We start from the raw sequence: 24,991 nt of genomic DNA, 5'->3' as shown, positions 1-24,991 counted from the left end.
AAGCGATTTACGCTTCGTCGATCAGCGCTTCAACCTTGAGGATTTGCGCTTGCAGAGTCGCCATGTCGGCGCAGCGCAGGTTGGCGTGACCGACCTTGCGCCCGACCTTGAACGCCTTGCCGTAGTGATGCAAATGGCAGTCGGCAATCGCAATCACCTTCTCAACCGGCGGCACGCTGCCGATGAAGTTGAGCATGGCGCTTTCACCCACCTTGGCCGTCGAACCCAGCGGCAAGCCAGCGATGGCCCGCAAGTGGTTTTCGAACTGGCTGCACTCGGCGCCTTCAGTGGTCCAGTGCCCGGAGTTGTGCACACGCGGAGCAATTTCGTTGGCCTTGAGGCCACCGTCGACTTCGAAGAACTCGAACGCCATCACGCCAACGTAATCCAGCTGCTTGAGTACACGGCTGGAGTAATCCTCGGCCAATGCTTGCAGTGGGTGATTCGTACTGGCAACCGACAGCTTGAGAATGCCGCTGTCGTGGGTGTTGTGTACCAACGGGTAGAACTGGGTCTCACCGTCACGACCGCGCACAGCGATCAGCGACACTTCGCCCGTGAACGGTACAAAACCTTCCAGCAAGCACGACACACTGCCCAGCTCGGCAAATGTACCCACTACATCCGCGGGGGTACGCAGCACTTTCTGGCCCTTGCCGTCGTAACCCAGGGTACGGGTCTTGAGCACCGCAGGCAGGCCAATGGTGGCCACCGCAGCGTCCAGATCAGCCTGGGACTGAATGTCGGCAAACGCCGGGGTCGGAATGCCCAGGTCCTTGAACATGCTCTTTTCAAACCAGCGGTCGCGCGCAATGCGCAATGCTTCGGCACTTGGGTACACCGGGACGAATTGCGACAGGAACGCCACGGTTTCAGCCGGAACGCTTTCGAACTCAAACGTCACCAGATCGACTTCATCGGCCAGTTGGCGCAAGTGATCCGGGTCGCTGTAATCCGCACGCAGGTGTTCGCCCAGTGCGGCTGCGCAGGCATCGGGAGCCGGGTCAAGGAAAGCGAAATTCATGCCCAGCGGAGTGCCCGCCAAGGCCAGCATGCGGCCCAGTTGGCCGCCACCGATTACACCGATTTTCATCGTCAGAAACCTCAGGCTACGCGCGGGTCTGGATTGTCCAGCACGCTGTCTGTCTGTTCAGCACGGAATGCTTTCAAAACGGTATGGAACTGCGGGTGTTTGGCACCCAGGATGCTCGCCGACAACAGGGCCGCGTTAATCGCGCCCGCCTTGCCGATGGCCAGGGTTGCAACCGGGATGCCTGCTGGCATTTGTACGATCGACAGCAGCGAGTCGACGCCCGACAGCATGGCCGACTGCACCGGAACACCCAGTACTGGCAAATGGGTTTTAGCCGCACACATGCCTGGCAGGTGGGCTGCACCACCGGCACCAGCGATGATGACCTCGATCCCGCGGCCTTCGGCCTCTTCGGCATACTGGAACAGCAGATCCGGAGTGCGGTGGGCAGAGACCACTTTCACTTCGTAAGGAATGCCGAGTTTTTCCAGCATATCGGCGGTGTGGCTGAGGGTGGACCAATCGGACTTGGAGCCCATGATCACGCCTACCAGTGCACTCATCGTCGCGCCTCTTCTCTTGGGCGCCCGCAGGCGCGTCAAAAAACAACAAGCCACGTGGAGGATCCGACGTGGCTTGTTATAGGAATTAAGGCCGGTCAAGCCAGCCGAAGGCCGCGCAGTATACCGCAAAGAGGTGGTTTGACAGCACCTTTGGCGACCATCTGTCTTGCACCCTGAAAACGGCCCGACAGCCCGGTTTTATTGACTCTAAGGTCAGGCAAAAAAACCACCTCAGGTCATAATGCTGTTCACTTGAGCCAGCGGTGCCTCTGTGGGAGCGAGCCTGCTCGCGAAGGCCGTTAGCGATAACGCGTGATTACGGGTTAATCGCGACGGTCTTAAGGCGATCGCGAGCAGGCTCTCCCACAGCTGAGGTCATACCGCATTCGGGTCAGGTCGGCGTTGGTGTCTGACCGGTAGGGTTCTCCAGCTTGCGCCACAACAACCGCACGTTGGCCTTGCGCACCAGGGCGCAGCGATACAGGCGAATCTCCAGTGGCACGTGCCATTGTGGGCCGCCGCACACCACCAGCTCACCCCGCGCCAGCTCGGCGCGCACACTTAGATGAGGCACCCAGGCAATGCCCAGCCCTTCGAGCGCCATGCTCTTGAGGCTATCCGCCATGGCCGTTTCATAAATAGTGGTGAAACGCAGGCTGCGCTGGCGCAGCAGCAAATTCACCGAGCGCCCCAAAAACGCTCCGGCGCTGTACGCCAGCAATGGCACGCTGGCTTCACCTTCCAGGTCAAACAGCGGCTTGCCGTCCGCATCGGCCGCACACACCGGGAGCATTTCGGTGTTACCCAAGTGCAGTGACGGAAAAATCTCCGGGTCCATCTGTAAAGCCGCATCTGGATCGTAAAAAGCCAGCATCAAATCGCATCCGCCCTCGCGCAAAGCATGCACCGCGTCTCCGACGTTAGTCGCAACAAGCCGCGTGGCAATGTTCAACCCTTCGTTGCGCAATTGGGCGATCCAGCGCGGGAAAAAACCCAGCGCCAGGGAGTGCGCGGCGGCCACTTGCATGACCTCGCCCTGCCCACCTTCGAGGTGATGCAAGTGACGCAACACCTCACCGAGTTGCTCGACCACGGTACGCGCCGTCACCAAAAACAGCTGACCGGCCGCAGTCAACTCCACCGGGGTGCGGGAACGATTCACCAACGTCAGCCCCAGTGCTGCTTCGAGGCTGCGAATACGTCGGCTAAATGCCGGCTGGGTCACAAAACGACGCTCTGCCGCCTGGGAAAAACTGCGGGTCGCAGCCAGGGCACTAAAGTCCTCCAGCCATTTGCTTTCAAGATTCATCGAGTCCTCCCGGACGCGCACCAAATTGGGTCACACGTTCAACGCAGCCGTCGCGTCACGTCGTCATTATGCCGTTTCTGCATAGGATAGTGTTTAAAGGCATTGGCCCAAAATAGTCTGCAGGCCTAGGATTCGCAGCGTTCCGGCCCAGACCGGGTTCTTATCGAGATGATTTCTATCATGTCCTCCGCTGCATCTTTCCGTACCGAAAAAGACCTGCTTGGCGTACTCGAAGTACCGGCTCAAGCGTACTACGGCATCCAGACCCTGCGAGCGGTGCATAACTTCCGCTTGTCCGGCGTCCCGATCTCGCACTACCCGAAGCTGGTTGTGGGCCTGGCAATGGTTAAACAAGCCGCCGCTGACGCCAACCGCGAGCTGGGTCATCTGAGCGACGCCAAGCACGCTGCCATCAGCGAAGCCTGTGCCCGCCTGATCCGCGGCGATTTCCACGAAGAGTTCGTGGTGGACATGATTCAAGGCGGCGCTGGCACTTCAACCAACATGAATGCCAACGAAGTCATCGCCAACATCGCGCTGGAGGCCATGGGCCACCAGAAGGGCGAGTACCAGTACCTGCACCCTAACAACGACGTCAACATGGCGCAGTCGACCAACGACGCCTACCCGACTGCGATCCGCCTGGGTCTGCTGCTGGGTCACGACGCCATGCTTGCCAGCCTCGACAGCCTGATCCAGGCGTTCGCCGCCAAAGGTGTTGAGTTCAGCCACGTGCTGAAAATGGGCCGTACCCAACTGCAAGACGCCGTGCCGATGACCTTGGGTCAAGAGTTCCGTGCGTTTGCCACTACCTTGGGTGAAGACCTGGCCCGCCTGAAAACACTGGCGCCAGAGTTGCTGACCGAAGTGAACCTGGGCGGCACCGCCATTGGTACCGGCATCAACGCCGACCCGCGCTACCAGTTGCTGGCCGTAAACCGCCTGGCGACCATCAGCGGTCACCCGCTGGTACCGGCTGCCGACCTGATCGAAGCCACGTCCGACATGGGCGCCTTCGTTCTGTTCTCCGGCATGCTCAAGCGTACCGCGGTCAAGCTGTCGAAGATCTGCAACGACTTGCGCCTGCTCTCCAGCGGTCCACGTACCGGCATTAACGAAATCAACCTGCCAGCACGTCAGCCAGGCAGCTCGATCATGCCAGGCAAGGTCAACCCGGTTATCCCGGAAGCCGTTAACCAGGTTGCGTTCCAGATCATCGGTAACGACTTGGCACTGACCATCGCTGCCGAAGGCGGTCAACTGCAACTGAACGTGATGGAGCCGCTGATCGCCTTCAAGATCTTCGACTCGATCCGCCTGCTGCAACGCGCCATGGACATGCTGCGCGAGCACTGCATCGTCGGCATCACCGCCAACGAAGCACGCTGCCGTGAACTGGTCGAGCATTCGATCGGCCTGGTCACTGCACTGAACCCGTACATCGGCTATGAAAACGCCACCCGCATCGCCCGTATCGCCCTCGAAAGCGGACGCGGCGTGCTGGAACTGGTGCGCGAAGAAGGTTTGCTCGACGACGCCATGCTCGACGACATCCTGCGCCCGGAAAACATGATTGCTCCGCGTCTGGTGCCCCTCAAGGCCTGATGCTGTAACACGCTCAACGCTCACCAGGTCGAGGGACTAGACACCTCTCACCTTTTGAGGGCCTGTAGATACGTCTGCAGGCCCTTTTTTTTGCCTGAAAAAAGGGCAAATCGGACACAAACTGATGCCTTTTAAGACGACTCGCACATGAAAAATCAATCACTTATGCAGACGCTTCCTGCGCTCCTAGGTATAGTGCCGCCCCTCTTCCTGTGCCCGGCCCCAGCACCAGCTGGCCATCGCCAGCACGGAAACAGCATCGTAAACCAAGCAGCAACATGGCCAGGGTCTCATTGATCGCCTACGTTTATGCCTTGCTCAAGCAGGTGTAACGCGATATTTCGATCCGCCCGTGTTGCCATCAGATAAAAACAGCGAGGAATAATCCATGCTTGAAGTCATCAATGACTTCCTCTCAGGGAAAGTGCTAATCGTGCTTATGGTCGGGCTCGGTGGTTACTTCACGATCCGCTCGCGTTTCGTTCAGTTTCGTTACTTCCTGCACATGTTTTCGGTATTCAAAGACAGCCTGCGCAGCAGCGCCGGTGAACTGAGCTCGTTTCAGGCATTGATGCTGAGCCTGGCCGGCCGCGTAGGCGCGGGCAACATTGCCGGTGTCGGCATTGCCGTTACCCTGGGCGGACCGGGTGCCGTGTTCTGGATGTGGGTCACCGCACTGGTCGGCATGTCCAGCAGCCTGATCGAGTGTTCGCTGGGCCAGCTGTACAAGCGTCGCGACGCTGAAGGCCAACTGCGTGGCGGTCCGTCCTTCTATATGAAGCATGGCCTGGGCAAATTGTGGATGGGCCAACTGATGGCCGTGCTGCTGCTGATCACTTTCGGCTTTGCCTTTATGGGCCTGCAAGCCCATGCCGTCACCCACTCGCTGCAAGATGCCTTCGGTTTCGATGTCAGTTACTCAGGCCTGGCCATCGCCATTCTGTTGGGCCTGGTGTTTATCGGTGGTATCAAGCGTATCGCTTCGGTGGCCGACCTGCTGGTTCCGGTCAAGACCCTGGCCTACATCGCGGTCACCCTGTATGTGATCGTGCTGCAATTCGACCACGTGCCTGCGATGCTGGGCCATATCGTCAAGAGCGCCTTCGGCCTCGATCCGGTGTTTGGCGGTCTGATCGGCAGCGCGATCGTGATGGGCGTCAAACGTGGCGTATTCGCCAACGAAGCCGGTCTGGGCAGCGCCCCGAACGTGGCAGCGGTGGCCGATGTTGAACACCCGATCGCCCAAGGCGTAGTTCAGGCGTTCAGCGTATTCCTCGACACCTTCGTGATCTGCACCTGCACCGCCTTGCTGATCTTGCTGTCGGGCTTCTATACCCCGGGCTTTGAAGGCGACGGTATTGCCCTGACCCAGAACTCCCTGGCGGCCGTGGTCGGCGAATGGGGCCGTGTGTTTATCAGCGTGGCACTGGCGTTGTTCGTGTTCACCTCGATGCTCTACAACTACTACCTGGGCGAGAACAACCTGCGCTTTCTGGTCGGTGAAAGCCGCAAGGCGCTGATCGGCTACCGCGTTCTGGTACTGGTATTGATTTTCTGGGGCTCGATCGAAAACCTGCAAACCGTTTTTGCGTTCGCCGACATCGCCATGACCATGCTGGCCTTCGTTAACCTGGTTGCCCTGGCGATGCTGTTCAAGATCTGCATGCGCGTGCTCAAGGACTACGATGACCAGCGCCGTGCGGGGATCAAGACACCGGTGTTCGATTCCAGTAAATTCTCGGATCTGGATCTGGACCTGAAAGCCTGGCCGCCAAAACCGGCCGCCAAGGTCGAAGAAACAAAACGCTGATACTTGACGCGGCGGTTCTCCAGAACCGCCGCGTTTTTGCTTATGGGGACTCAACAATGACCGCAGCCACTCACCACCCTTCCCAACGCGTCATGGTGCTCTACACCGGCGGCACCATCGGCATGCAAGCCAGCGCCAGCGGCCTGGCACCTGCATCGGGTTTTGAAGCGCGCATGAGCGAGCACCTCGCCAGCCAACCGGCGCTGAAAGTGCCGCAGTGGTCCTTTCGCGAGATGAGCCCGCTGATCGACAGCGCCAACATGACGCCGGCCTACTGGTTGCGCCTGCGTAGCGCGATCATCGAAGCCATCGAACAGGATGGCTGCGATAGCGTCCTGGTGCTGCACGGTACTGACACGCTGGCCTACAGTGCGGCGGCCATGTGCTTTCAGCTGCTGGGCTTGCCAGCACCGGTGCTGTTCACGGGCTCCATGCTGCCAGCAGGCGTACCGGACAGCGATGCCTGGGAAAACGTCAGCGGTGCACTGCAGGCACTGGGCCAAGGCCAGCCTCACGGTGTTCAGTTGTACTTCCACGGCAAGCTGATGGCCCCGACACGTTGCGCCAAGGTACGCAGCTTTGGGCGCAACCCGTTTGTGGCACTGACGCGCAACGGCGGTGTGGCCAAGGCCACTTCATTGCCGGGCGAACTGGTCTACAACCATCCAAAGCACGAAGCCAACGTGGGTGTATTGCCGCTGGTACCGGGCATTGGCGCAGCCCAACTCGACGCACTGCTCAACAGCGGAATCGAAGCGCTGGTGATCGAATGCTTCGGTAGCGGCACGGGTCCCAGCGATAACCCGGACTTCCTCGCCAGCCTGCAACGGGCACAGGAGAACGGTATTGTGGTGGTGGCCATCACCCAATGCCATGAAGGCGGAGTGGAACTGGACGTGTACGAAGCAGGCAGCCGTCTGCGCGGGGTCGGCGTGCTATCAGGGGGAGGCATGACCCGTGAGGCCGTGTTCGGCAAACTGCATGCCTTGCTCGGTGCAGACTTGCCACTGGCTGAAGTGCGTCGCCTGATCGAGCTGGACGTGTGCGGGGAGCTGGCCTGATCGACGTGTAGCTGCTGCCGCAGGCCCGCCTTGATTGAAGGTCCTGCGGCCCTTATCGCAGCCTGCGGCAGCGGCTGCAGGTTCGCGCCCGCCCCGGCACACAACTTGCTGGTTTCCTGCACCCTCACGCAGGAAGCCAGCATGCTGCATTCTCATCTCACTACCCTCAACGCCGTTTCGCTGGTGCTCAGCACCTTCAATGCCGAAGGCTTGTCCAGCGAAGCGTTGTTGGCGGGCAGCGGCATCCGGGCGGCGGATTTGAGCCGCGCAGACACACGCATCACCACCAACCAAGAGATGCGCGTGTGTGCCAACGCCGTCGCCTTGCGCCGCGAAATCGGCCTGGAACTGGGCCGGCGGATGCATGTGTCGTCCTATGGAATGCTTGGTTACGCCCTACTGACCAGTGCCACCTTAGGTGACGCATTGCGTCTGGCTTTACGCTATCCGGCGCTGCTGGGAACACTTTTTGAACTCAGCCTTGAGGTCGAAGGTGAACAGGTGTGGTTCTGCGCCAATGGTTATGCAGAAGGCCCACAACTGGCGGTGTTCAACACCGAGTTATGCCTGGTTTCACTCAAGGTCATTTGTGAAGACCTGCTCGGCCAGCCGTTGCCACTCTTGGGTGCACGTTTTGCCCACAGCGCGCCCGACTACCACGCCAGCTACGGGCAAAGCTTCGATTGCCCTCGCCTGTTCGAGGCCGACAGCAATGCTTTCGCTTTCGCCAAAAGCTGGCTCGACCAGCCCTTGCCCCTGGCCGATGCCGTCACTCATCAGGCGATGGCTGAGCGCTGCCGTAAACAAAACCTGGAGTTCACCGGGCGGCAAACCTGGCTGGAACGCATCCGTAAACTCCTTGCCGCACAACTGCACGCCGCCCCCGGGCTTGAGGGGCTGGCTGAACAAATGAACTGCTCGCCACGTACCCTGCGTCGTCATTTGCACGATGTGGGCTGCAGCTATCAGACGCTCCTCGATGACCTGCGTTTCGAGCGGGCCAAGTTATTGCTCAACGAAACCGAGTGGCCCATTTACCGCATTGCCGAAACCTTGGGCTTCAGTGAAACCGCAAGCTTTCGTCATGCCTTCATACGCTGGAGCGGGGTCGCGCCCAGCCAGTTCCGCGCCTGACTCAGGGGCGAATTTCGGTCAGTGATTTTGGCCATATCCATCTCCTTTTGGCCGCTCCTGCCGTTCTCTCAAACACCTTGCGCCGCAAGACTGTAGGCCACCGCTCAAGCCTTGGGAGAACAAGAACATGCTGACGATCTACTCGGACGATCATCACCTGCATCATGGCCGCTGTGAGTTGATGGACGGGCAATTGATGCCCTGCTTTGAAATGCCCTCTCGTGCCGACCATATCCTGCAGCGCGTGCAAACCCGCGAACTCGGGCCGGTGCGCGCGCCACAAGACTTCGGTCGCGGGCCGATCGAGAGGGTCCACAGCGCAGCCTATCTGGACTTTTTTCAGGGTGCCTGGGCTCGCTGGACCGAGCATGGCCGCGATGGCGACTTGCTGCCCTACACCTGGCCAGCCCGTACCCTGCGCGCCGTTTTACCCACCAGCCTTCACGGCCAGCTTGGTTATTACAGCTTCGACGGCGGTGCGCCCATTACCGCCGGCACATGGCAGGCGGCCTACAGCGCCGCGCAAGTGGCCCTGACCGCCCAGGCCGAAATCCAGAGCGGTGCCCACAGCGCCTTCGCCTTGTGCCGACCACCCGGCCATCACGCCGCCAGCGATTTGATGGGTGGCTACTGCTACCTGAACAACGCTGCCATTGCCGCGCAGGCGTTTCTGGATCAGGGCCGACGCAACGTGGCGATTCTCGACGTGGACTACCACCACGGTAACGGCACGCAGTCGATTTTTTATGAACGCAGCGACGTGCTGTTCACCTCGATTCATGGCCATCCTGAAGCCGAGTTTCCGTTCTTTCTGGGCTATGAAGATGAACTCGGTGAGGGGCCGGGCGAAGGTTTCAACTTCAACTACCCGCTACCCGCGGGCTCAGCCTGGGATCGTTGGAGCGCAGCACTTGAATTGGCCTGCGGCGAAATCGAAGGCTACGACGCTGACGTCATCGTGGTTTCGCTGGGTGTGGATACCTTCAAGAATGACCCGATTTCCCAGTTCAAGCTCGACAGTCCGGACTACCTGCGCATGGGCGAACGCATTGCACGCCTGGGTAAACCGACTCTGTTTGTGATGGAAGGCGGCTACGCCGTTGAGGAAATCGGCGTGAATGCGGTGAACGTGCTTGAAGGGTTTGAACGCATGAACGACGCATAATCCCCGGTGGGAGCGAGCCCGCTCGCGAAGTTCGTTAACGATAGCGCGTGCTGACTAGCTAAGCGCAACGATCTTGATACCTTCGCGAGCAGGCTCGCTCCCACAGAGCAACCGCAGCATGCTCCTCAATTCCACACCTTGCCCAGCCGCTCCAGCGCCGCCTTGATCTCCACTTCGGGCACCGCTGCAAACCCCAGCACCAGCCCCGCTCTTTTATCCACAGGCTCAATCGAGTCTTGCTGCCAATAACTGCTTAACCCGTTGATTTCCACTCCTGCCGCTTTGGCCTGCGCCAACAGTGCCTGCTCACGCGCAAAACTGCTCACCGGCACAGCAACGTGCAACCCCGCGTTTATTGCCGGCATCGGCCCCACTCCTGCCAGCTCATGGGGCCAGTTTGCCAACAACACATCGCGCCGGCTCAAGGCAGCGCGACGCATCCTGCGGATATGCCGCTGAAAATGCCCAGATGCCATAAATTCAGCCATCACCGCCTGGGTGCTGACTTCCGAATGGCGCATATCGAGAGAGCGGCGCCGGGCAAACGGTTCGGTCAAGCCTTTGGGAAGCACCAGGTACCCTAGGCGCAGCGCCGGAAAGGCCACCTTGCCGAATGTGCCCACATATATCACCCGACCACTGCGGTCCAATGCCGCCAACGGCGCCAGCGGCGCACCGCTGTAGCGGTACTCGCCATCGTAGTCGTCTTCGACAATCCAGCCCTGGGTGCGCTCAGCCCAGGCCAGCAGCTCCAAACGCCGGGCCAGGCTCAAGGTGACACCGCTGGGGTACTGATGAGAGGGGGTCACGTAGGCCAGTCGACAGTTGTTCAAGTGCGCCAATTCCGAACAATCCATACCGTCCTGATCCACCGCCACACCCTGCACATGGGCTCCGGCAATCGCAAACGCATACGCAGCTGCGCGATAGCCAGGGTTCTCCACAGCCACCCCCTCGCCCGGCTCTACCAGCAGCTGTGCACAAAGGCTAATCCCCTGCTGCGCGCCACTAGTGATCAAAATTTGATCAGCCGCACACGATAAACCCCGCGAAGTGCGCAAGTACGCCGCAATCAGCCCACGCAAACGCTCATCCCCAGCCGGATCGCCGTAACACAGTTGCTGCAAGTCCGGCTTACGCCAAAAAGCCGCCTGTAGCTTGCTCCATACCTCGAAAGGGAATAAGTCAAACGCCGGGACGCCCACTCGAAATGCACGCGGAACACCGCTGGGAGGAAGGTCCAATGCGTGCTTTGCGACCCTGCTCAGGGCTGTGCTGTGGATAACTTTACTGGATGTAATTACAGGTAATTCAGCCTGTTTTGTGGATAAACCTGTGGGTAAGCCTGTTGAAAACCCTGTGGACAAGTTGGTGGACAACTTTTTTATCGGTAGTGCTTTTTCAGGCAGTTTTGCGACGTAAGTGCCGTCCCCTACTCGCCCCTCAATAAAACCCTCGGCATACAACTGGTCATAGGCCCGTACCACGCTATTTCGGGAAATACCCAGGGCGCAGGCCAGATCGCGGCTGGCGGGCAACCGCGCACCGCCACTCAAGCGTCCATCCAGCACGCGCTGGCGCAATGCCTGATACAGCTGGCGACTCAGGCCTTTTTTCGGATCAAGCTCAATTCCGGCTGGGTTGAAGGCGATTGAAAGCGCTGAATCCGTCATAGATTGGACCTATGAAAATGACCATTAATGGCTCTTACAACAAACCAATAGCCTGCCTAGGATGAAGCCATTCGCCAAGGATAATTTCTATGTACGTTCCCCGCGCCTTCGCAGTAGACGACGTTCCAATCCTGCATCAGCAAATGCTGGCCACGCCCCTGCCCGTGCTCGTTACTCACGCCAGCCAAGGCTTGATCGCCAGTCATGTGCCTTTACTGCTGAACCCCGATGAAGGGCCCTACGGCACGCTGTACGGCCACCTTGCCCGTGCCAATCCGCACTGCAAAGCTCTGGCTGAAGGGGTAGAGAACCTGGTGATTTTCGCCGGAGAACAGGCCTACATCAGCCCGTCTTTCTATCCCAGCAAGGCTGAGCACGGCAAAGCAGTGCCCACCTGGAATTACCTCGCCGTGCACGCTTATGGCACAGCAGAGGTCTTCGATGATGCCGAGCGTTTACTGGCGCTGGTCAGCCGCCTGAGCAACAAGCACGAAGCAGACCGCTCTGACCCTTGGTCGGTCAGTGATGCACCCGCGGACTACATCGACAGCATGCTCAAGGCCATTGTGGGTTTTCGCCTGCCCATCACCCGCCTGGACGGCAAACGTAAACTCAGCCAGAACCGCGACGCTACCGACCAAGCGGGCGTACGCAAGGGACTCTTGGCCAACAGCAACCCGCAAGACCACGCACTCGCTCACTTAATGGCCAAGGAATAGCGCCCATGACTCAAATCCAGATAAAACCCGCAACCGCTGCCGATCACGCACAGTGGCTCCCCCTCTGGGAGGCGTATTTACGCTTCTACAAAACCGAACTGTCCGACGAGATCACCCAAACCACCTGGGCACGCTTTTTCGATCCAGCAGAACCGACTTCCCTGGCCCTTGCCTGGCAGGACGATAAAGCCGTAGGCATGGTCCAGTGCGTTTATCACCGCACCAACTGGAGCATTAAAAACGCCTGCTATCTTCAAGACCTGTTTGTCAGCCCTCAGGTGCGCGGCAAAGGGGTGGGCCGCCAACTGATCGAGCACGTATATGCCGTCGCGCGCGATAAAGACTGTGCCAAAGTCTATTGGATGACCCAGGAAACCAACACCACGGCGATTCAGCTGTATGAGCGCATTGCCGAGCGCCCTGGCTTTATTCAGTTTCGCAAAACCTTGTCATAACTAAGGAACGCGCAATGCCCGACTCTCTAGAACACTGGCTGGCGGCCAAAACACCCGATACCCGAACCCTTGAAGGGCAATTCATTCGTCTGGAAAAGCTCGACCCGGCACGGCATGGCGATGAACTATGGCTAGCCTTACAAGGACCGCAGGCGGATCCCAAGCTTTGGGACTACTTACCCTACGGGCCCTTCAATGAACGTCCGACGTTTGATACCTGGTTGCACAACCATGCTGCCAGTCGTGATCCACATTTTTATACCGTCATTGATAAGTCGAGCGCAGAGGCACAAGGCTTGATCAGCCTGATGTGCATTGTCCCGGAACACGGGCGTATCGAGATCGGCCACGTGACCTTTGGCGCCCCCATGCAGCGTTCGCCAAAAAGTACCGAAGCGGTCTACCTGCTGGCCAAGGAAGCCTTCGCATTGGGCAACCGACGCCTGGAGTGGAAGTGCAACAACGACAACGCGCGCTCAAAGCGTACAGCAGTACGATTGGGGTACACATACGAAGGCGTCTTCCGCCAGCATATGGTGGTTAAAGGCAAGAATCGTGATACCACGTGGTACAGTATTATCAGTACGGAATGGCCCTCTATAGCAGCAGGCTTCGAAAAATGGCTGGCACTGGATAACCAACCAGAAAGCGGCCAAATAAAGACCCTGGAAGAATGCCGAGCATCAACTGTATAAAATTTGATCAACACGCCCAACAAGGACTGTTGGGCGTTTTTGCGTTCAGAAGGGGTTAAAACTTGCGAGGTAACCGGACAACTCCCATCTGCAACCCAAAAGGCTTGAACACAGCATTCAGGGATTTAAGTGTGGGGTTACCTTCGCCGTGTTCGATTTGAATCAAGGTTCGAACCGAGATTTTGCACATGCGGGCGAATTGGGTTTGCTGCAACCGGGTGACATCCACCCTGAATCGCTTTACCGCTTCGCCTAATGTGATCTTGCCCTGAGCCAGATCAGCCTCAATGCTTTCGATCATCAGCTGACGCGCATCAATAGTCAGGGTCATTTCAAGCCCCACTCGCGCAATCGCTGGTCGAGGTTTTTAAGCGCTATTTGTGGATGGTTCATTGTCATTTCCGGCAAACCTTCAGCGCGAAGCAAATCAGGCAAGGCCCGCAGCGGCTCTACGTCAGTGCGCAAACGCTGATACGCCATATCCGGATCAATAATCGCGCTCAGCGACTCACAGGCGCCTCGCCAATCAATTTGCCCTGCACGCTCAACCTCCCGCGACCACTTGGTTGTACGCGTAATACCTTCACCATCCATCACCATGGGCGCCAGGTCATACACAGGCGCCAGGCGAAATGAATCAACACCCCGAATAATCGCGGTGTTGCGGCCATGGTTATCACTGTTGCCGAGGATTTTGTTTAGCAGATCGCGGCGCAAGTATTCAGCCACCAGATCAGGGATCTGATCCTGCTGGCCAGCATGCTTCCAAAGCGCTGCCAACCGCTCAAGCACTTCGACGTGAGCCATGTCGCTGCCGGGCTCAGTGACCTGGGCAAGAGAATAGACAGACTCCACAGCAAGCCTCTCGACGCCTTGCCCAGTGACCTTGCGGTCAAAGCGCTGCATCCACAGGCTCGGCTTTCGCCCTTCTTCCAGCGCCAGCCCTTGAGCTGGAACAGTTTCGATACCCAATGCCTGCAAGGCTTTGTAGTACATGAATTCGCTGCGCAAAATGTCGCAGTCCAGCTCCAACCCCTTGTTGCGAGCAAACTTGATGAACCAATGCTGCCTGACGTCAGGGTCCGCCAGGGTAGCGTCGGGATACAACAAGCCATCCGCGCCTTCAGACATCAGCAGTTTTGGCGCTTCGCCACCCGCCCCTGTTGCGCCGCCAATCGCAGCTCCTTGCTCGTGGGCGTACTCAAGAAAGCTGTTGTCACGATCGATCACGTCCTGGCGAGAGAAGCCCAGCGCCGCATGGGTATCAAGCCGCTCAAACGACTCTTTAATCCGCAGATGGCCTATCGGCGCAGGTGTGCTGCGGCCAAGCAAAAACAAATCAATGCTCAAGTCCTCAGGTTTTTCCCGCCCTATTTGCTTGATCAGGATTTTCTTCGCAGCCCCGGCCGGGGCAATATCGTGCAGGAAGGCGGGAGCCTTTTTCAGCATGTGCGTATCCCACTCAACGGGCACACACGCACTCACCGAGCAAAGAAAGGGGCTTTCAATGGCCTCCAGGTTTTGCATCAGGTACTTCTGCTTGTAGCCAAAGCGGCAAGGGCCATCGAGCCCTTTATTCGGCTCAGAAAAAGCCAGCGTCATCGCGTCATGCCACTGACCGGCACGGTAGAGCTGAAGGGTTAGCTGAAACATGCTCGCACCTGCAATTCAATGCATATCAAACAATCGAATAAACCATTACCTGCAATATAGTGCAGTTATAGTTATTTTTCTCGCCCAGACAATGCATTTTAATGCAGATAAAGGCGATTGCCGGATCATCCGCCTGCATTAAAATACAGATATAAAAAGTCAGTCGAAAAAAAAGGGGAGCACATGCTCCCCCGAGGTTTAAAGCGTTTGTATCAAAGGCGGTATCAGGCTTCGATTTCGATCAGAATTTCGCCCGGGTTAACGCGGTCGCCTTTAATGACGTGGATGGTGACGATTTTGCCAGCGATGGCGGCCTGAACTTCGGTCTCCATTTTCATCGCTTCGGTGATCAGTACCGACTGGCCAGCCTTGACGACGTCGCCTACAGCAACCAGTACATCAACGATGTTGCCCGGCATTGCAGTGCTCACGTGGCCCGGCTCGCTGGCTTGCTTGCGTTTGCTCGAAGTGCCACCCACGAATTCGTTGAGCGGCTCGAACACCACCTCTTCCGGCATGCCGTCGATGGACAGGTAGAAGTGACGCTTGCCTTCTGCCTTGACGCCCACACCGGTGATATCAACGCGGTAGCTTTCGCCGTGTACGTCGATCACGAATTCAGTCGGCACGCCCTCACCGCTTGCCTTGGTGACGCCGCCCGCCTCAGGAATCGGCAGCAAGACTTCCGGAGCCAAGGTGCCTGCAGCACGCTCTTCGAGGAACTTGCGGCCGATGTCCGGGAACATGGCGAAGGTCAGTACGTCTTCTTCCGACTTGGCCAAAGCACCAATCTCAGCACGCAACTTGACCATTTCTGGCTTTAGCAGGTCAGCAGGACGTACATCGATCAGCTCTTCGTTGCCGATAGCCTGACGGCGCAGTTGCTCGTTGACCACGCCCGGCGCCTTACCGTAACCACCTTGCAGGTACAGCTTCACTTCGTTGGTGATGGTTTTGTAGCGCTCGCCAGCCAGCACGTTGAAGAACGCCTGGGTGCCGACGATTTGCGAAGTCGGCGTTACCAACGGCGGGAAGCCCAGGTCCTCACGAACACGCGGGATTTCGGCCAGCACTTCGCTCATGCGGTTCAGGGCGCCCTGTTCCTTGAGCTGGTTGGCAAGGTTGGAAATCATCCCGCCTGGCACCTGATTGACTTGAACACGGGTGTCGACTGCGGTGAATTCGCTTTCAAACTGGTGATACTTCTTACGCACCGCATAGAAGTACAAGCCAATTTCCTGCAGCAATGACAGGTCAAGACCGGTGTCGTATTCGCTGCCTTTGAGGGCCGCTACCATCGACTCTGTACCCGGGTGGCTGGTGCCCCACGCAAAGCTGGAGATGGCGGTGTCGATGTGGTCGGCGCCGTTTTCAATCGCCTTGAGCTGGCACATCGAAGCCAGACCCGCGGTGTCATGGGAGTGAATAAAGATTGGCAGGCTGATTTCAGCCTTCAGCGCCTTGACCAGATCGCCAGTGGCGAACGGGGTCAACAAACCAGCCATGTCCTTGATTGCAACAGAGTCGCAACCCATGGCCTCCATCTGCTTGGCTTGGGCCACAAACGCTTCAGTGGTATGCACCGGGCTGGTGGTATAGGCGATGGTGCCCTGAGCGTGCTTGCCAGCAGCCTTGACCGCTTCGATGGCGACGCGCAGGTTACGGACGTCGTTCATGGCGTCGAAAATGCGGAACACGTCGATGCCGTTGACCGCAGCTTTGGCGACGAAGGCTTTGACCACGTCATCGCTGTAGTGGCGATAGCCAAGCAGGTTCTGGCCGCGCAACAGCATTTGCAGGCGAGTGTTAGGCAAGGCGGCACGCAGTTGGCGCAGACGCTCCCACGGGTCTTCCTTGAGGAAGCGTACGCAAGCGTCAAAAGTGGCGCCGCCCCAGACTTCCAGCGACCAGTAGCCGACTTTGTCGAGCTTGTCGCAAATCGGCAGCATGTCTTCAGTGCGCATGCGGGTAGCCAGCAGCGACTGGTGGGCGTCACGCAGGATGGTGTCAGTTACAAAGATCTTCTTGGACATGAAAATATTCCTCACAGGCCTGCGTGGGCGGCAATGGCGGCAGCGATGGCCAGGGCCAGCTCTTCGGGTTTGCGCTTGATCGAGTAGTTGGTCAGTTCTGGATGGCTTTCTACGAAGCTGGTATTGAACTGGCCACTACGGAATTCCGGGTTACGCAGGATTTCCTGGTAATACGCGGCGGTGGTTTTGACCCCTTGCAGACGCATGTCGTCGAGGGCGCGCAAACCACGGTCCATCGCTTCTTCCCAGGTCAGGGCCCACACCACCAGCTTCAGACACATGGAGTCGTAATACGGCGGGATGGTGTAGCCGGTGTAGATCGCCGTGTCGGTACGCACGCCAGGACCGCCGGGCGCGTAGTAACGGGTGATCTTGCCGAAGCTGGGCAGGAAGTTGTTTTTCGGGTCTTCAGCATTGATCCGGAACTGCAGGGCAAAACCGCGGTGCTGGATGTCTTCTTGCTTGATCGACAACGGCAGGCCGGAGGCGATGCGAATTTGTTCACGAACAATGTCGATGCCGGTGATTTCTTCGGTGATGGTGTGTTCCACCTGCACCCGGGTGTTCATCTCCATGAAGTACACCTCGCCCTCGGCGAGCAGGAACTCCACGGTACCGGCGTTCTCGTAACCCACCGCCTTGGCGGCGCGTACCGACAGGTCGCCGATGTAGGCGCGCTGCTCCGGGGTCAGCTGAGGGCTTGGGGCAATTTCGATGAGCTTTTGGTTGCGACGCTGGATCGAGCAGTCGCGCTCAAACAAATGCACTACGTTGCCAAAACTGTCACCGAGGATCTGCGCTTCGATGTGCTTGGGGTTAACGATGCACTTTTCCAGGAACACTTCTGCCGAGCCAAAGGCTTTGGTGGCTTCAGAGATCACTCGAGGAAAGGCTTGCTCCAGTTCTTCACGGCTGTTGCAGCGACGAATCCCGCGTCCGCCACCACCCGAGGTGGCTTTGAGCATGACCGGATAGCCAATGCGCTCGCCTTCGAGCAATGCTTCGTGGATATCGGCAACGTTGCCTTCAGTACCGGGCGTGACCGGCACGCCGGCCTTGATCATGCTGCGACGCGCTTCAGTCTTGTCGCCCATGCGGCGGATGACTTCAGCGGACGGGCCGATGAACTTGATTCCGCGCTCGGCGCAAATATCAGCCAGCTCTGCATTTTCTGACAGAAAACCATAACCGGGATGCAGGGCATCACAACCGGTTTCAACAGCCAGGTTCACCAGCTTGCGCGGGTTCAAATAACCGGCCAGCGGGTCTTCGCCAATGCTGTGGGCTTCATCGGCACGTTTAACGTGCAAGGCATGTCGATCCGCTTCGGAATAGACCGCCACGGAACGAATACCCATCTCGGCGCAGGCACGCACGATGCGGACGGCAATTTCTCCGCGGTTGGCGATCAGGATCTTTTTTATCACTTGGATTTTCCCTAAAGCCCATGGAACAAACGACCTGCTAGACCAGGTCGGCACGTGTCCAAATGTGTCTGAACCGTTGTGTCGCCACACTAGACCCACGCAGCAATAAACAAAAATCAATAATTCTTGGGTCGTGCATAAGTAACAACTTATAGTTAATCAACTTGCCGCTTCGGATACTTTTATAAAAATGCGTAAGTCATTGATGCGTATCACTTTTCGTCAATTACAGGTGTTCAACGAAGTCTGTGATTTGCGCTCATACAGCCGCGCTGCAGAAGAAATGTCGCTGACACAACCCGCCGTAAGTCTGCAAATTCGTCAGCTTGAAGAGCTGATTGGTCAGCCTTTGTTCGATTACGTAGGCAAAAAACTGTACATGACCGAGGCGGCTGAAGCGCTTCAGTTGGCCAGCCGGGATATTTTCGGGCGCCTTGAAAACCTCGACATGCAGCTCTCGGACATGCTCGGGTCGTTGCAAGGTCAGCTGAAGTTGGCGGTTGAATCGAGCGCAAAGTATTTCGTGCCGCACCTGTTTGCTGCGTTCAAGCGCCAGCACCCGGAGGTCAATTTGCAGCTAACGGTGGTCAATCGGGCGCAAGCCGTTCGTCGACTGTCGGATAACCGCGACGATCTGGTGATCATGTCGATGGTGCCGCAGGACATGGGCCTGGAGTTTCTGCCCTTTTTGAATAACCCGATTGTTGCCGTCGCACCGGTAGACCACCCGCTGTGCAGTCGTGGCCCCCTGCATTTGCAGGACCTGGAGCCTTATACCTTGCTGATGCGCGAGCAGGGTTCGGGCACGCGCCTGGCGTGCGAGGAGTACTTCAAGGAGAAGCGCGTTCACTTCAGTCAAACGCTGGAAGTGTCATCCAATGAGTCTCAACGCGAGTGTGCGGTGGCCGGACTGGGCGTGGCGCTGTTAACACGCCACGCCGTCAGCCTGGAGCTTGCAACCGGCCTGTTGCGCGAGTTGCCGGTCGAAGAGTTGCCGCTGTATCGCAGTTGGTGCGTGGTGCAGGCCAAAGCCAAGCGCCTGTCACCGGTGGCCCATGCGTTTCTGGGGTTTATTCGCAGTGAGCGCCTGCAAATCAGCGAGCTGGTTGAGCGCTTCGACGGTCACTTGCCGACGCTGCCTGCCAATAGTTGATGGCGCCAAGATCCGGGTAGTCAGAGGTTTCCAGACGCAGCTGGCGCTGGTTCGTATGCTCTTCAATCGCTCGACGGAAGGCCATGCGGCGCTGGTCTTCTTGCTGACGGCGGGTTTTGACGGCGCTATTGCGTTCTTCGTAAGGCTGAGCCATTTCGAGTCTCCCAAGGCGTGTACGGGAGTTTCAAGATGCACTTTGTTTGTGACGACTTGGCGAAGATGGGATGACAGGGGGATGAAGGCTGAATATGAGTACTGTGCGGGAGGGCGCTTGATCGCGATTCAGGCAACGCGGCCTGTCAGGAAAGCTTCAGCGATGCCATCGCGAGCAAGCCCGCTCCCACAATTAATCTTCGTGGCTTTTCAGCGACTTTGGCGACAAGCGCAAGCTGCGCAGGCTGCGCTTGACGCTTTTGAGGTGGTTGACCAGGCTCGGGCCGCGGGCCATGGCAACGCCCATCGCCAGCACGTCAATCACCACCAGGTGAGCGATACGCGAAGTCAGCGGGGTATAGATTTCGGTGTCTTCGTGCACATCGATCGCCAGATTGACGGTCGCAAGCTCCGCCAACGGCGTTTGGCTCGGACACAAGGTGATCAAGGTCGCGCCGCTTTCACGCACCAGATTGGCCGTAATCAGCAAATCTTTGGAGCGGCCCGACTGGGAGATGCAAATTGCCACGTCGGTAGGCTTCAAGGTCGCAGCCGACATCGCCTGCATGTGCGGGTCGGAGTACGCCGCGGCTGTCAGTAACAGGCGGAAAAACTTGTGCTGGGCATCTGCCGCAACGGCACCCGAGGCACCGAAACCATAAAACTCGACTCGCTGCGCTTGCGACATGGCCGTCACCGCACGCTGCAGGGCGGCGGGATCAAGCTTCTCGCGCACCTCCATCAGGGTGTGCAGCGTGGTGTCGAAAATTTTCAGGCTGTAGTCCGCAACCGAATCGTCTTCATGGATTGCGAACTGACCAAAGCTGGCGCCTGCTGCCAGGCTTTGCGCCAGCTTGAGTTTCAAGTCCTGGAACCCGGAACAGCCAATCGCCCGGCAAAAGCGCACGATGGTGGGCTCACTGATGCCGACATTGTGGGCAAGGTCGGCCATGGAACTGTGCATTACAGCCGCAGGATCAAGCAGCACGTGATCGGCGACCTTGAGTTCCGATTTACGTAACAGGTGGCGTGACTGGGCAATATGTTGCAGCAGGTTCAAAGGGCAGGACTCGGTCTGTAAGCGGCGGGCGCCGGGGATGTAGCATTCTTGTAGTTATACTACAAGAATTCGCTTTCTGCCCACCCAATACACCCTGTCTTCCCCTTCTCTTTCCCTTGATTCATGCAGCTTCAGGGCGATGTAGCCCTTTTTGGCACTACAAATCCACTACACCAGTGCGCAATAAATCGCCAAAGTACGCAGCGTTCACCGGACGACTGATCAAGTAACCCTGCACTTCATCGCACCGCCGAGCCTTGAGAAATGCCAGCTGCGCCTCGTTTTCGACACCTTCGGCCACTACTTTGAGGTCGAGGCTATGGGCCATGGAGATGATCGCAAGCGTGATGGCCTCGTCCTCACTGCAGCGTCCCAGGCCGTGAATAAAGGTTTTATCGATCTTCACGTAGTCCACTGCAAAGCGTTTGAGGTAACTGAGGGATGAATAACCGGTACCGAAATCATCAATCGCCAGCTTCACCCCCAACTCATGCAATTGCTGGAAGGTCGCGATGACGTATTCAACATTGTCGAGCAACTGGCTTTCTGTCAGCTCAAGCTCCAGGCAGTGCGGCGCCAGGCCGGTTTCTTCGAGCACCTGACGCACCAGGCTGACCAGCTTGCCCTGGCGTAATTGATGCCCCGACAGGTTCACCGACACTCGTATCGGCGCCAGCCCTGTGCCCTGCCATTCACAGGCTTGCCGACAGGCTTCGCGCAACACGAATTCTCCGATGGCGCTGATCAGGCCGGTCTCCTCGGCCAAGGCGATAAAGTCGCTCGGAGGGACGCTGCCCAACTGCGGATGATCCCAGCGGACCAGCGCTTCAGCAGCGTGCAGGCGCCCCGTCGCCAGACAGAGTTTGGGTTGATAAAAAACATCCAGCTGGCCCAGGGCAATGGCTTTTCGCAGCTGACTTTCCAGCTGCAAGCGCTCCAGGGTGCTGTGTTGCAGGCTGTGACTGTAGAACTGGAAAGTACCGCCGCCCAGATGCTTGGCCTGGCGCATGGCTTTATTGGCCTGATGGACCAGGGTTGTGATGTCACGTGCACTGCCCGGTAACAGACTGATGCCCATGGACACACTGATGATCAACTCATGACCATCAACCAACAGTGGCCGGCCGAGCCTTTCCAGCAGCCGGGTCGCTACCCGCGCCAGACTGGTCAGGCTGCTGTACGCATCAAACAGCACGGCAAACTCATCACCCGAGAGCCGCGCAATGGTGTCGGCCTCAGGCAAGGCCTTGCTTATGCGCTCTGCCATTTTTTGCAACACATGATCAGCCAGATCGTGCCCAAGATTGTCATTGAGCAATTTGAAACGATCGAGATTGATGTGCAGCAACGTGAGGTTGCACGAGCCCTGGCGAACTCGCTGACTGGCCTCTTCCAGTCGCTCCTTGAACAAGAGGCGGTTGGCCAGCCCGGTTAGCTCATCGAAATGGGCAAGGCGGCGCACCCGTGCCTCAACGAGACGGCGCAGCTCTACTTCGCGCAAAAGCTCAGAGTTCAGTTGTTCACTGCGGACATTGGCTTGCTGCAAGTCTTCGAAAAGGCCTTGATGGCGCAAGCGCTGAGCCTTTTGACGCTGATTGATCCGTTTTACTTGCCAACCAAGACCACTCACCAGCAGAAAAATACCGAACCCTAGGCCGAAAAAAATTCCCGGCGAATTTAAACTCTGAACCATCGGCGAAATTCTTATCAGTAGAGGGGCCAAAAAGTCGCCCGAGCATACACAAGCTATGCCCGCGACCAAACGCACACCGTATTAAATAGCTGAAACCGGCTGGGTACATTTACCGGCAGGCTTTTTGACCGCTCGGCCCAAGACCGCTACGTGGCTAGCAATGAAACGCCAACAGCCCCTAAAATGCCCCGATGCGCGATGATCTCTCTCTCTTGTTAAATTCTCTCAACGATGCCCAACGTCAGGCCGTCACGGCCAGTGTTGGGCGTCAGTTGGTTCTGGCCGGCGCAGGTTCCGGCAAAACCCGTGTGCTGGTGCACCGTATCGCCTGGTTGATCCAGGTCGAGAACGCGTCACCCCACTCAGTCCTGTCGGTGACCTTCACCAACAAGGCCGCCGCCGAGATGCGCCACCGCATCGAGCAGCTGATGGGTATCAACCCGGCGGGCATGTGGGTTGGCACCTTCCACGGGCTGGCGCACCGCCTGTTGCGGGCCCACTGGCAAGAAGCCGGGCTGAGCCAGACCTTTCAAATCCTCGACAGCGATGATCAGCAACGCTTGGTCAAGCGCGTGATCCGTGAGTTGGGGCTGGATGAGCAGCGCTGGCCAGTGCGTCAGGCGCAGTGGTTTATCAACGGCCAAAAAGACGAAGGCCTGCGCCCCAAACATATCCAGGCCAGCGGCGACTTGTTCCTGGCCACCATGCGCACTATTTACGAGGCCTATGAGGTCGCGTGCCAGCGTGCCGGTGTCATCGACTTTTCCGAGCTGCTGCTGCGGGCCCTTGACCTGTGGCGCGACAACCCTGGTCTGTTGGCGCACTACCAGAAACGCTTCCGCCACATTCTGGTGGACGAATTCCAGGACACCAACGCCGTTCAATATGCCTGGCTGCGATTGCTGGCCCAAGGCGGCGACAGCTTGATGGTCGTAGGCGATGACGACCAGTCGATCTACGGCTGGCGCGGCGCGAAAATCGAGAACATTTACCAGTACTCAACCGACTTTCCGGATGCCGAGACTATTCGCCTGGAGCAAAACTATCGCTCCACGGCAGGCATCCTCAAAGCGGCCAACGCCTTGATTGCCAACAACAGCGGCCGTATGGGCAAAGAGCTGTGGACGGACGGCGGTGAAGGCGAAGCAATCAATTTGTACGCCGCCTTCAACGAACACGATGAGGCGCGCTACGTGGTCGAGACCATCGAGAGCGCCCTTAAAACCGGCCTGGCCCATAGCGATATCGCCATTCTGTACCGTTCCAACGCCCAATCGCGGGTGCTTGAAGAAGCGTTGCTGCGCGAACGTATTCCGTACCGCATTTATGGTGGCCAGCGCTTCTTCGAGCGCGCAGAAATCAAAAACGCCATGGCTTACATGCGCCTGCTCGAAGGTCGTGGCAATGATGCGGCGCTGGAGCGGGTCATTAACGTACCGGCTCGGGGTATCGGCGAAAAAACCGTCGAAGCCATTCGCGAGCACGCACGTCACAGCGATGTGTCGATGTGGGAGGCCATGCGCCAGCTCATCGCCAACAAAGCTCTCCCGGGGCGGGCTTCAGGTGCCATTAGCGGCTTTATCGAACTGATCGATAACCTCGCGGCAAAAGTCATGGACATGCCTCTGCACCTGATGACCCAAACGGTGATCGAACAGAGTGGGCTGATTGCCTACCACCAGGCGGAAAAAGGTGAAAAAGGCCAGGCCCGGGTAGAAAACCTTGAGGAACTGGTCAGCGCGGCGCGCAACTTCGAAAGCAACGACGAAGACGAAGAGCTGTCGCCATTGGCCGCCTTCCTCGGCCATGCCTCACTGGAGGCAGGCGATACCCAGGCCGAAGAGCATGAAGACGGTATCCAGCTGATGACGCTGCACAGCGCCAAGGGTCTAGAGTTTCCGTATGTGTTCCTGGTAGGCATGGAAGAAGGCTTGTTCCCCCACAAGATGAGCCTGGAAGAACCCGGTCGCCTTGAAGAGGAACGGCGCTTGGCTTACGTGGGTATTACCCGCGCCATGCAAAATCTGGTTATGACTTACGCTGAAACCCGACGCCTGTACGGTAGCGAGACCTACAACAAGGTTTCGCGCTTCGTGCGAGAAGTGCCTAAAGGCCTGATTCAAGAAGTTCGACTGTCCAACAGCGTCAGCCGTCCTTTCGGTGGAGGTCAAAAGCAGAGCGCCAGCAACCTGTTTGGTGGCTCAGAGATCCCAGAGACCGAATTCAAACTCGGCCAGATGGTTAAGCACGCAGTCTTCGGCGAAGGCGTCATCCTCAACTTCGAAGGCGCAGGCGCACAGGCCCGGGTTCAAGTGAACTTCTCGGAAGGCAGCAAGTGGCTGATGATGGGTTACGCCAAACTTGAAGCGGTCTGACAGCAACCCGACAGCTTTGCGGGAATAGGCTGGATTGATAGATAACGGTGGGAGCGGGCTTGCTCGCGATGGCAGCACCTCGGTGTATCAGATGCACCGAGTGCCGGGAATCGCGAGCAAGCCCGCTCCCACATCAATGCGTCCTACAGTAAAAAAATCTGTCTCTTACAGATAAGTAGGAAAAAGCCCGAAACACTTCACGCCTAGCCAGTCACACCTCAC

21 protein-coding genes are annotated in these 24,991 nt (G+C 58.0%); 10 read left to right on the top strand and 11 right to left on the bottom strand.

The window, feature by feature from the left end:
* Positions 1 to 7: 7 nt before the first annotated feature.
* The 3 genes from TU76_RS21310 to TU76_RS21300 form a co-directional block, all read right to left on the bottom strand.
* Positions 8 to 1,093: a 5-(carboxyamino)imidazole ribonucleotide synthase gene (locus TU76_RS21310; RefSeq protein ID WP_019826956.1), complete on the bottom strand. Its 1,086-nt coding sequence runs from the start codon at positions 1,091 to 1,093 to the stop codon at positions 8 to 10.
* 11 nt (positions 1,094 to 1,104) lie between these two features.
* Positions 1,105 to 1,596 (bottom strand): 5-(carboxyamino)imidazole ribonucleotide mutase, encoded by a 492-nt coding sequence (purE, locus tag TU76_RS21305; protein WP_016782937.1) that lies wholly within the window; start codon positions 1,594 to 1,596, stop codon positions 1,105 to 1,107.
* Between the two features lie 391 nt (positions 1,597 to 1,987).
* Complete coding sequence (locus TU76_RS21300) at positions 1,988 to 2,905, bottom strand: LysR substrate-binding domain-containing protein (protein ID WP_019826954.1); 918 nt, start codon at positions 2,903 to 2,905, stop codon at positions 1,988 to 1,990.
* A gap of 180 nt (positions 2,906 to 3,085) precedes the next feature.
* Here TU76_RS21300 and aspA point away from each other — a divergent pair, with 180 nt between their 5' ends.
* From aspA to TU76_RS21275, 5 genes are all read left to right on the top strand, one after another.
* Entirely contained in the window at positions 3,086 to 4,510 is a 1,425-nt protein-coding gene (aspA, locus tag TU76_RS21295; RefSeq protein ID WP_019826952.1) for an aspartate ammonia-lyase, read from the top strand.
* Positions 4,511 to 4,898: 388 nt separating this feature from the next.
* The gene (locus TU76_RS21290) at positions 4,899 to 6,320 is read left to right on the top strand and encodes an alanine/glycine:cation symporter family protein (RefSeq protein ID WP_019826950.1); all 1,422 of its coding nucleotides are present in this window, start codon (positions 4,899 to 4,901) and stop codon (positions 6,318 to 6,320) included.
* 56 nt (positions 6,321 to 6,376) lie between these two features.
* A complete protein-coding gene (locus tag TU76_RS21285; protein WP_019826948.1) occupies positions 6,377 to 7,381 on the top strand; it encodes an asparaginase in 1,005 nt (334 codons plus the stop codon).
* A gap of 141 nt (positions 7,382 to 7,522) precedes the next feature.
* Entirely contained in the window at positions 7,523 to 8,515 is a 993-nt protein-coding gene (locus TU76_RS21280) for an AraC family transcriptional regulator (RefSeq protein ID WP_037032524.1), read from the top strand.
* Between the two features lie 127 nt (positions 8,516 to 8,642).
* A complete protein-coding gene (locus tag TU76_RS21275) occupies positions 8,643 to 9,680 on the top strand; it encodes a histone deacetylase family protein (protein WP_048352459.1) in 1,038 nt (345 codons plus the stop codon).
* Positions 9,681 to 9,805: 125 nt separating this feature from the next.
* On the opposite strand, the gene pdxR is transcribed toward TU76_RS21275, so the two are convergent.
* On the bottom strand, positions 9,806 to 11,353 hold the full coding sequence (gene pdxR / locus TU76_RS21270; protein ID WP_048352458.1) for a MocR-like pyridoxine biosynthesis transcription factor PdxR: 1,548 nt from the start codon (positions 11,351 to 11,353) through the stop codon (positions 9,806 to 9,808).
* 89 nt (positions 11,354 to 11,442) lie between these two features.
* Between pdxR and TU76_RS21265 the strand changes: the two genes are divergently transcribed.
* The 3 genes from TU76_RS21265 to TU76_RS21255 are packed head-to-tail and all read left to right on the top strand — an operon-like array spanning position 11,443 to position 13,222.
* Positions 11,443 to 12,072, top strand: coding sequence for an FMN-binding negative transcriptional regulator (locus TU76_RS21265; protein ID WP_046809485.1), 630 nt, complete (start codon positions 11,443 to 11,445; stop codon positions 12,070 to 12,072).
* Positions 12,073 to 12,077: 5 nt separating this feature from the next.
* Positions 12,078 to 12,527 carry a GNAT family N-acetyltransferase gene (locus TU76_RS21260; RefSeq protein ID WP_048352457.1) on the top strand — a complete coding sequence of 150 codons (450 nt, stop codon included), beginning with the start codon at positions 12,078 to 12,080 and terminating at the stop codon, positions 12,525 to 12,527.
* Positions 12,528 to 12,541: 14 nt separating this feature from the next.
* Positions 12,542 to 13,222 carry a GNAT family N-acetyltransferase gene (locus tag TU76_RS21255; protein WP_019826936.1) on the top strand — a complete coding sequence of 227 codons (681 nt, stop codon included), beginning with the start codon at positions 12,542 to 12,544 and terminating at the stop codon, positions 13,220 to 13,222.
* A gap of 55 nt (positions 13,223 to 13,277) precedes the next feature.
* Here TU76_RS21255 and TU76_RS21250 read toward each other — a convergent pair whose 3' ends face one another.
* The 4 genes from TU76_RS21250 to TU76_RS21235 all read right to left on the bottom strand — a co-directional run bounded on the left by TU76_RS21250 (position 13,278) and on the right by TU76_RS21235 (position 18,335).
* Entirely contained in the window at positions 13,278 to 13,553 is a 276-nt protein-coding gene (locus tag TU76_RS21250) for a helix-turn-helix domain-containing protein (protein WP_019826935.1), read from the bottom strand.
* Positions 13,550 to 14,875, bottom strand: coding sequence for a HipA domain-containing protein (locus TU76_RS21245; RefSeq protein ID WP_048352456.1), 1,326 nt, complete (start codon positions 14,873 to 14,875; stop codon positions 13,550 to 13,552). The genes TU76_RS21250 and TU76_RS21245 overlap by 4 nt, the downstream gene beginning before the upstream one ends.
* A 224-nt stretch (positions 14,876 to 15,099) precedes the next feature.
* A complete protein-coding gene (gene oadA, locus TU76_RS21240; protein ID WP_019826931.1) occupies positions 15,100 to 16,908 on the bottom strand; it encodes a sodium-extruding oxaloacetate decarboxylase subunit alpha in 1,809 nt (602 codons plus the stop codon).
* A gap of 11 nt (positions 16,909 to 16,919) precedes the next feature.
* Complete coding sequence (locus TU76_RS21235; RefSeq protein WP_019826929.1) at positions 16,920 to 18,335, bottom strand: acetyl-CoA carboxylase biotin carboxylase subunit; 1,416 nt, start codon at positions 18,333 to 18,335, stop codon at positions 16,920 to 16,922.
* Between the two features lie 190 nt (positions 18,336 to 18,525).
* Between TU76_RS21235 and TU76_RS21230 the strand changes: the two genes are divergently transcribed.
* Positions 18,526 to 19,488 (top strand): LysR family transcriptional regulator, encoded by a 963-nt coding sequence (locus TU76_RS21230; RefSeq protein WP_019826928.1) that lies wholly within the window; start codon positions 18,526 to 18,528, stop codon positions 19,486 to 19,488.
* Here TU76_RS21230 and TU76_RS24950 read toward each other — a convergent pair.
* The 3 genes from TU76_RS24950 to TU76_RS21220 all read right to left on the bottom strand — a co-directional run bounded on the left by TU76_RS24950 (position 19,430) and on the right by TU76_RS21220 (position 22,394).
* Positions 19,430 to 19,642: a PA3496 family putative envelope integrity protein gene (locus TU76_RS24950; protein ID WP_019826927.1), complete on the bottom strand. Its 213-nt coding sequence runs from the start codon at positions 19,640 to 19,642 to the stop codon at positions 19,430 to 19,432. The genes TU76_RS21230 and TU76_RS24950 overlap by 59 nt on opposite strands.
* Before the next feature lie 192 nt (positions 19,643 to 19,834).
* Positions 19,835 to 20,701 carry a transcriptional regulator HexR gene (gene hexR / locus TU76_RS21225; RefSeq protein ID WP_019826926.1) on the bottom strand — a complete coding sequence of 289 codons (867 nt, stop codon included), beginning with the start codon at positions 20,699 to 20,701 and terminating at the stop codon, positions 19,835 to 19,837.
* A 157-nt stretch (positions 20,702 to 20,858) separates the two neighbouring features.
* Positions 20,859 to 22,394 carry a putative bifunctional diguanylate cyclase/phosphodiesterase gene (locus tag TU76_RS21220; protein WP_082136560.1) on the bottom strand — a complete coding sequence of 512 codons (1,536 nt, stop codon included), beginning with the start codon at positions 22,392 to 22,394 and terminating at the stop codon, positions 20,859 to 20,861.
* A gap of 191 nt (positions 22,395 to 22,585) precedes the next feature.
* On the opposite strand from TU76_RS21220, the gene uvrD reads away from it, so the two are divergent.
* Positions 22,586 to 24,769: a DNA helicase II gene (gene uvrD / locus TU76_RS21215; RefSeq protein ID WP_046809489.1), complete on the top strand. Its 2,184-nt coding sequence runs from the start codon at positions 22,586 to 22,588 to the stop codon at positions 24,767 to 24,769.
* The last annotated feature ends 222 nt before the right edge of the window (positions 24,770 to 24,991 follow it).

It is taken from the genome of Pseudomonas psychrophila (genome assembly GCF_001043005.1).
Taxonomy (GTDB): Bacteria; Pseudomonadota; Gammaproteobacteria; order Pseudomonadales; family Pseudomonadaceae; genus Aquipseudomonas; species Aquipseudomonas psychrophila.
The sequence above is the reverse complement of the archived record's forward strand: the minus strand, read 5'-3'. Positions and strand labels throughout refer to the sequence as shown.